Raw genomic sequence first — 8,092 nt, 5'->3', positions numbered from 1 at the left:
CGTCTCCCCCCCAACCCACCCAAACACAAAAAAAAAAAAAAACAAACCCCCCCCCCCCCCCCCCGCGGCGGGGGGCGCGCGCCCCCCCCCCCCCCCCCCCCCCCCCGCCCCAACTGCCTCACGAGCCAGTCGCATTACACGGCCAGCGCGGTTCCCTCGACGGATGCCATCGCCTGCTTCTCGGCCACGCCTCCGTCGCGGGGGCGAAGGAAAATCACACCGATGAGCAGAGCGGCGAAGGCGACACCGGCGACGGCCAGCAAGGCGGTCGTAATGCCGGAGTCGCCGTAGATGAGCACACCGGGCGCCGGGGACTTCGCGGTGGGCGTCATGATGGCGAACACCGTGGTGGTCATGACGGCGCCGACGAGGCCCGAGCTGAGTCCGCCGGCCGACGACATCGCACCCTGCTCCGACGCCGACGTGCCCGCGATCACCAGGTTCGGCATGGAGGCAATCGCCGCACCGGACCCGAGACCCGCGATCGTGCACGCGACGAGGATCTTCCCCAGCGTGTCGTGCGCGGACACCAGCACCAGCGATCCGGCGGTGAGCAGGCCCAGGCCCAGATACATCAGCAGCCGGGGACCGACTCGCCGGACCAGCACGCCGACCGCGACGCCGGCCACCACGCTGGCGAGGGTGAACGGCACCGTCACCAGGGCGAAGTGGGTCGCCGAGAAGCCCAGGCCGTAAGTGCCGCCCAGCTTCCGCGGTGTCATCGCCAGCAACGCCAGCACCGTCGTCAGCACCAGCGCGAGGCTGTTGCCCAGACCCCCGCCCAGCACGCCGAACAGGACAGTCCGGCGGAACAGAACCCGCAGGTTCAGCACCGGTTCCTGGATTCGAAGCGAGACGAGGGCATAGACCGCGAGCACGGCCGCGGCGCCGATCAGCAGGCCGATGACCCGGGCCGAGCCCCACCCCCAGTCCGCGCCCTTGCTCACCGGCAGCAGGACCAAGGTGACGCCGCCGGCCAGGAGCAGCACACCGAGCACGTCCATGCGCGCGGGACGGCGCACGCTCGTCTCCGGCGTGGTCAGGACCAAGAGCACCCCCATCACGACCAGCCACGCGAGGTTGAAGACGTACACCGAACGGAATCCGAAGTGATCGATCAGCACTCCGATCAGGAACGGCGCACCGACCAGCAGCAGCCCCATGCCCGTCACCGACACGCTCGCCGCGAAGGGAACGAGCTTCTTCGGATAGACGTCCCGGATCAGCGAGTAGCACAGGAACAGCAGGGCGGTGAGCGCGCCGAGCAGAACATGGCCGACGATCACCACCCAGAACGCGGGAGCGGCCGCAGCGAGGATCTCGCCGAGGCCGGCCACGACCAGCGAAATCAGGATCATCCGGCGCTTGCCGTGCAGGTCGGCCAGCTTGCCGAACAGGGGGGAGGACGCGGCTCCGGCCAGGGAGGCCATCGTCACCAGCCAGCCACCCTGGGTGGTGTTGAAGTGGCCGATGATCCGCGGAAGCGCGGTGTTGGTGGCTATGTTGGCGAACGCCGCCGACTCGACGAGGCAGACCAGGGAGATCAGGGACAGGACAAGCCGTGGAGTCCATCCGGCACTGCGGAAGGAGACCGTGCCGGCGGGGACGGGAGTGGACGAGCTCAAGGGGTCCTCCGAACGCGTCGTCATTGATACGCCGTGGGTCCTTGAAATATCAACTCACATTTCTGCTATGTCAACCAGTCCGGTTGCCCTCTTGTCGTGCAGGTTTTGACATCTCAGAATGTCCCCGTTCGCGAGCGAATCCTCTCCGCGAACGCGGGCGGGGCAGCAGGGCCTGGTGACCGGCGGCTTTTCCTCATCGCGACCGGAACTTCCTGGCCTTCTCGGCCTTTCCCGTTTCGACGACGCCCTACGAAGGGTACGTTTCCGGCCACATCCGCGCCGAGCCACCGTGCCAGCGGCCGGTAGTGATGTGGCAGTCGGTCCTGGATCGGGTGCAAGTGGTTCCGTCACCCACACCAAAGGCAGTGATCGGAGGACAAGCTTGTCCTCCGATCACTGCACTGATGACGGGCGCGGGCGGTCAGCCTCCCGTGTTCCACACGACCGGCGCCTTGTGGATCCACGTGCCCTGCTCCACGGTGTCCAGGAGGAAGCCGGCGAGGTCGGCTCGGTTGATCCGCGTGCCCGGCTTCTCCGTCCCGGCCTCGGCTGCCCGCACCGGGGTGACAACGGGCTTGTCGGCGAGCAGGACCGCCCGGACAAGGGTCCAGTCCGTGTCGGAGGCGCGCACGACCTCGTCCACCCCGTCGTGGTCGGCGAAGCTGGCCTTGAGGTTGGAGAGCTTGACGAGGGCCTTGAATGCCGGGTTGAACTGGTCCCGGCCGTCTCCGGAGTTCTGGGTGGAGGTGAGGACGATCCGGCGGATGTGCTGCTCGCCCATGACAGCCAGGGTGTTGCGGATGGCGTCGGTCATGAACATGGGCGGGCTGACGGGCTTGGCCCAGGGGTTGTCGGAGGCGCGGGAGTTGTTGAGCGCACTGATCACCGCCTCGCTGCCCTGGGCGGCCTTGCGGATGTCGTCGATGTCCGAGGGCGTGCCCCGGATCAGCTCGACACCGACCGGGGGCTGGACGGCATCGGGGTTGCGCACCAGCGCCCGGACCCGATGGCCGCGTGCCACGGCCAGAGTGAGCACATGCGTTCCGGTGCGGCCACTGCCGCCGAGAACCAGCAGATTGGTCATGGAGATCACCTGGGTAGATGGGACAGACGAGGACGTCGAACCCGGATGCCTTGTCCACCGGGCTGTGCGGCACGGTCCTCAGGGGCGGGTGGACGCCTCGCGCTCCGGGGCCGGGCTGTCCGTCGACGGGGCTGGGACGGGCTCGTCCGGCGGGTCGACGGAGAGGTGGGGCATCCTGCGGTCCAGCCAGTCCGGGAGCCACCAGTTGGCCTTGCCGAACATGTGCATGGCCGCCGGGACCAGGATGGTCCGCAGGATGAAGGCGTCCAGGGCCACCGCGGAGGCCAGGCCGATGCCGAACTCGGCGATCGTGCGCTGCCCGCCGAAGACGAAGGCGATGAAGACGCAGACCATGATGGCGGCGGCGGCGGTGATGACCCGCGCGGTCTCCACCTGGCCGACCCGCACCGCTCGCGCGTTGTCCTTTGTGTGGATCCACTCCTCGTGCATCCGGCTGACCAGGAACACCTGGTAGTCCATGGACAGGCCGAACAGAATGGAGATCATCATCACGGGGAGGAAGGCCTCCACCGGACCTGCCCGACCGAGCCCCATGGCGTCCGAGCCCCAGCCCCACTGGAACACCGCGATCAGGACGCCGAAGGAGGCGCCGGCGGCCAGCAGGTTCATCACGGCCCCGATGAGCGGGATCAGCAGGCTGCGGAAGGCGAGCATGAGCAGCAGCCCGGCGAGGACCACGATCACCACGATGAACAGCGGCAGTTTGCCGGTGAGCACGGTCGCGAAGTCGTTGAATATCGCGGTCGTTCCGCCGACGTAGACCTTGAGGGTGGTGCCCTTCTCGGCCGTGGGGATCACCTTGTCCCGCAGGTGATCGATCAGGTCGGAGGTCTGCTTGTCCTGGGGGGAGGTGGTGGGGAACACCTGGACGATGCCCACCGTGGAGCCCGGTCGGACGGGCGGCGCGACGACGCTCGCGACCCCGTCGACGTCCTTCAGCTGGGCGGACAGTTTCGTCAGGGCGGCCTTGTCCTCGGCCGAGGGGGCCTGGGCGACCAGTTGCAGCGGCCCGTTGAAGCCGGGGCCGAAGCCGTCGGCCAGCAGGTCGTAGGCCTTGCGGGTGGTGTTGGACGCCGGGTCGTTGCCCGAGTCGGACGACCCCAGGCGCAGGGAGAACACGGGAATGGTGAGGGTGACCATCACCACCAGTGCGACCAGGGACAGCACTCGCGGACGTCGTTCCACCACAGCCGCCCAGCGGGCCCAGGGGCCGGAGGCGGCGTTCTCGGGCAGCGGCTCTCCCGCCGCCAGCCGGCGCCGTGCCCGCCGGCCGAGCACCCGGGTGCCGAGCAGTCCGAGAAGGGCCGGAAGCAGGGTGACCGAGGCGAGCACGGTCAGTGCCACCGTCAGCGCCGAGGCGACGGCGATGCCGTTGAGGAACTTGGTCTGGAGGACGAACATGCCGAGCAGGGCGATGCAGACGGTGCCGCCGGCGAACAGGACGGCGCGTCCTGAGGTGTTCACCGCCCTGACCAGGGATTCCTGGACGTCGATCCCGGACTGCAGGCCCTTGCGGTGGCGGGTGACGATGAACAGGGCGTAGTCGATGCCCACGCCGAGGCCGATGAGGGCGGACAGGGTCGGGGCGATCTCACCAATGGTCATCGCGTGACTGAGCAGGCCGGTGGTGAGGATGGCGGTGCCGACCCCGGCCACCGCGGTCAGGATCGGCAGGAGCATGGCGAACAGCGAGCCGAAGGCGACGAAGAGCACGATGGCGGCCGCCAGCACGCCGACGAGTTCGCTGGTGGCCGGAGGTGTCTGCTCGGTGCTCTTGATGGCCTGGCCGCCCAGTTCGACCTGCAGGCCGTCGGTCCTGGCCGCCTCGGCGGTGTCGATCACCCGCTGGATGTCCGCCTTGTCGAGTTCCTGCTGGACCTTGGCGAAGTTCACCTGGGCGTAGGCGGTGCGGCCGTCCTTGCTGATCTGGGCCGCGCCCTGCGGGCCGTAGGGGCTGGTGACGCCGCTGACCTCGGGCAGTTTCGCGATCTTGTCCAGGGTGCCGGTCATCCGCGCCTTCGTCGCGCTGTCGCGCACGGAGCCGGCCTTGACATGCCAGACCACGGTGTCCGTGTCACCCGACTGGGCCGGGAAGGACGACTTCAGCAGGTTCAGGGCCCGGGTGGACTCGGTGTTCGGCAACGAGAAGCTGTTGCTGTAGGCGCTTCCGGCGCCCTGCGACACCGCGGCGAGTCCGATGAGCGCTGCGAGCCAGAGCAGGAGGACGACGAGCCGGTGCTGATAGCACCATCGTGCAAGAGTGGACAATTCGAGCTCCACGTTCAGGGGTGGGCAGTTCGGCGGGTGCCGATAGACGGAAGGGCCGGTTCACCGCCGGCAGGGACGCTCCCGCTCCGTGCGGGGGTCGTGATGCTCCCGCCGGGAGCCGGAGCCGGTCAGCGCGCGCGGGCGATGGCGAGTCAATGGGTGGCACTCGTCGACAGATCGGCGGGACGCCGGGCTCCACCTCGGCCAGGAGCCCTTCGCCGCCTCGGCGGCTTCTCGCGGGTGGTGCGATGGGGAGGCACCTGGCCGGGTGCCGACGGTGTCGCCGTACCAGGCGGTCCGGCCGGCCCCTGAGACCGGGGTAGTGCCCTGGAACCTGGAAGCGTCCGCCGCGACCTAGGTGAGCACCAGGAGAGTGACGTGATGCTCCGACGGCCGCGAGGCGGCGGGCGTCGGCACCGCATACGAGTCCGGTGGCACCGATCGAGAAGATCTCCACGGCGGCTTCCTCACGCCGGCAGCCGGCTGGTCTCGCCGCCGTCGGCGAAGATGATCGCGCCGTTGATGTAGCTGCTCGCGGGGCCGGCGAGGAAGGCGACGATCTCGGCGATCTCGCTCGGCTCGCCCGCCCGGCCTCGGGCGCTGACCTGGTCCAGTACGCCGATCTGGTCCCCGAGCGCGGCGGAGAGGCCGTCGGTCCTCACCGGACCGGGCGAGACGGTGTTGACGCGTACCCCGCTGCCACCGAACTCGGTGGCCCAGTACCGGGTGAGGATCTCGACGCCGGCCTTGGAAGCCCCGTAGGCCGCGCCGATCGGCGCGGGGGTCCTGACGGAGCTCGACCCGATCGTGATGATCGAACCGCGTCCCCGGGCCGCCATGGCCGGGGCGAGGGCGCCGACCAGGAGGAACGGGGCCCGGGTGTTGACCGCGATGTGCAGGTCGAAGGCGGCGGCGTCGGTCTGCGCGGTCGGCGTGAAGGCGGTGAAGACACCCGCGTTGTTCACCAGGATGTCGATGTCACCCGCCTCAGCGGCCAACCGCAGTGTGTCCTCGGCGTCGGCCAGGTCCGCGGCCACGAACCGGGCGGATCCGCCCGCCTGCTCGATGGTCTTGGCCAGGGCCTCGCCACGGGTGCGGTCCCTCCCGTGAAGGACGACCTCCGCGCCCTGCTCGGCCAGTCGCTGAGCCACGGCACGACCAATGCCCGCGGTGGCTCCGGTCACCAGAGCGGTGCTGCCCTGCAGCGGGGTACCGGCACTCATCACGTTCTCACTTCCTGTCCGCGCAGGTTGGGTTCATGGCCCGAAACTATGCACCACAGATGTTCTGATGGCAATACGATCTGGCGGGCTGTGCAAGTGCGGTACATTGACCGGATGAGCGCATCCCCTTCCTCTGCCAACGGAGCCGGTCTCGAGTCGGAGCTGGGGTGGGCAATCCGCATGGTCTCCTCGACCTTCGGCCGAATGGCCACCAGCTGCGTGGAGGACCTGCCGGGCGGACCGCGGGGCTACCTCGTCCTGGTCGCCCTGGCCGCAGGCGAGCCCCCGTCCCAGCTCGCCCTCGCGCAGCAGGTGAACCTCGACCGAACCGTGGTGACCTATCTGCTCGACGATCTCGAGGCCCGTCAGATGATCACGCGCAGGCCCGACCCCCGCGACCGGCGGGCCCGCCAGGTCCTGATCACCGACGAGGGACGCACCCACCTCGAGCGCGCCCAACACAGCCTCTCCCTCGCCGAGGCACGCCTGCTCGCCGACCTCGACGAGGACGACGCCCGCCAACTCCGCCGTCTCCTCACGCGGGTGGCCCTGTCGGCTCAGCGCGAGGCGCTCGCCCCGGACACCGACTGCTGAGCAGCCCCGGGGCCCCGCGCCGGGTGTCGCCAGGTCACGGGGTCCCGGTAGCTCTACGACTCCTGCGAGACCGAGTCCGGTGGGCGCATGGACGGGCTGACCACCTCTTGAACCGCACCGGCCGCGTTCACCCGCTGCCCACGCTCCCCACGGCCGGCCGGCACGACAGGAGTGGACGAGGACGTCAGCGGCCGCATACTCGGCTGGACGGCAGGCGCGGTGACGCCGTGCACCTTGGACAGGTGGGCCACCGTCTGCGGGCAGCTCGCATGTCCGCCGTCAGTAGTGGTCCGTAGGTGAGTTGGCGAGTTGCCCCCCATTCGCGGAGCATGTCGTTTCACACCTCGCTACCGGCGCCTGGCGTCCCCCGGGGCCAGAAGGCCGTCCACCACCAAACCGGCCAGGGCCTCCGCCTTCGCGAGACGGTCCGCCTGCGTCATGTGCCCGTAGCCGCCCATGCGCCGGGCGAGCGGCTCCTGCACCAGTGCTGACACCGGAGTGATGACGGCGAAGAACACGACGTCCATCGGGACCCGTGCCATGCGACCGGATGCCATCAGCCTCTCCACACTGGGCGCGACGAGGGCCAGCGTCGGCTCGATGTAGCTCTGGTAGAGGTAGTCGAGCCGCTCGGTGTCCCGTGCGGATTCATCCGCCATCAACATGGCGAGGTACGGCTCGCCGATGGTGGTGCGGTAGAACTCGCTGACGAACTGCCGCACCACGTCCCCGTCGTCGCTTCCCGGGGCGGCCGGCGCCATGCGGGTGAGCTGAGCCCGGAGTGCGGCGTCCACCACCGCGCGCCAGTAGGCCGCCTTGGAACCGTAGCGGTCGTTGATGAAGGTGGGGCCGACCCCGAGACGGCGCGCGAACTCCCGCGCCGACGCCCGGTCGTATCCCAGTTCCGCGAACGCCTCCAGGCCTCGCAGCAGCACGTCCGGCTCCGAGGGCACCGCGGCGGAATCCGCGCCGGGACGGCCCGGGCGTCGCGTGGTGGTCGGCTTGCCTCCCACGTGTCCTCCTCTGTCGGCTGTGCGGGCGCGCGCCCGTCGGCCGGACCAGCGTAGCCGCCCCGATCGACACATCTGAGCGCCATCCCAGGTCAGCACCTGTGACGGATCTGGCGCACCGGCCCCTGCCGGGACACCGACTTGACAAGGGCCACGCGCCCCATAATCCTACAGGTGTTGGATAATTCTTCCGGGTGGCCGACGCGAAGCACCCAGGAACAGGCGCCGCCCGCCATCGGAGAGGCGCAGCACTCATCCGGCATCAAC

General features: G+C 69.5%; 6 protein-coding genes. 1 reads left to right on the top strand and 5 read right to left on the bottom strand.

Annotated elements, in window-relative coordinates; genetic code table 11:
- Positions 1–134: 134 nt before the first annotated feature.
- From ACZ4UV_RS10625 to ACZ4UV_RS10610, 4 genes are all read right to left on the bottom strand, one after another.
- Positions 135–1,649: an MFS transporter gene (locus ACZ4UV_RS10625; RefSeq protein ID WP_467837354.1), complete on the bottom strand. Its 1,515-nt coding sequence runs from the start codon at positions 1,647–1,649 to the stop codon at positions 135–137.
- Between the two features lie 397 nt (positions 1,650–2,046).
- Positions 2,047–2,709 carry an NAD(P)-dependent oxidoreductase gene (locus ACZ4UV_RS10620; RefSeq protein ID WP_316769129.1) on the bottom strand — a complete coding sequence of 221 codons (663 nt, stop codon included), beginning with the start codon at positions 2,707–2,709 and terminating at the stop codon, positions 2,047–2,049.
- 78 nt (positions 2,710–2,787) lie between these two features.
- On the bottom strand, positions 2,788–4,998 hold the full coding sequence (locus tag ACZ4UV_RS10615) for an MMPL family transporter (RefSeq protein WP_316769131.1): 2,211 nt from the start codon (positions 4,996–4,998) through the stop codon (positions 2,788–2,790).
- 467 nt (positions 4,999–5,465) lie between these two features.
- Positions 5,466–6,221: an SDR family NAD(P)-dependent oxidoreductase gene (locus ACZ4UV_RS10610; RefSeq protein ID WP_467837351.1), complete on the bottom strand. Its 756-nt coding sequence runs from the start codon at positions 6,219–6,221 to the stop codon at positions 5,466–5,468.
- Between the two features lie 114 nt (positions 6,222–6,335).
- Between ACZ4UV_RS10610 and ACZ4UV_RS10605 the strand changes: the two genes are divergently transcribed.
- Positions 6,336–6,815: a MarR family winged helix-turn-helix transcriptional regulator gene (locus ACZ4UV_RS10605; protein WP_316769134.1), complete on the top strand. Its 480-nt coding sequence runs from the start codon at positions 6,336–6,338 to the stop codon at positions 6,813–6,815.
- A gap of 347 nt (positions 6,816–7,162) precedes the next feature.
- On the opposite strand, the gene ACZ4UV_RS10600 is transcribed toward ACZ4UV_RS10605, so the two are convergent.
- Positions 7,163–7,828 carry a TetR/AcrR family transcriptional regulator gene (locus ACZ4UV_RS10600; RefSeq protein WP_316769136.1) on the bottom strand — a complete coding sequence of 222 codons (666 nt, stop codon included), beginning with the start codon at positions 7,826–7,828 and terminating at the stop codon, positions 7,163–7,165.
- Between the last annotated feature and the right edge of the window lie 264 nt (positions 7,829–8,092).

The organism is Streptomyces sp. NPDC028289 (assembly GCF_055565975.1).
The sequence above is the reverse complement of the archived record's forward strand: the minus strand, read 5'-3'. Positions and strand labels throughout refer to the sequence as shown.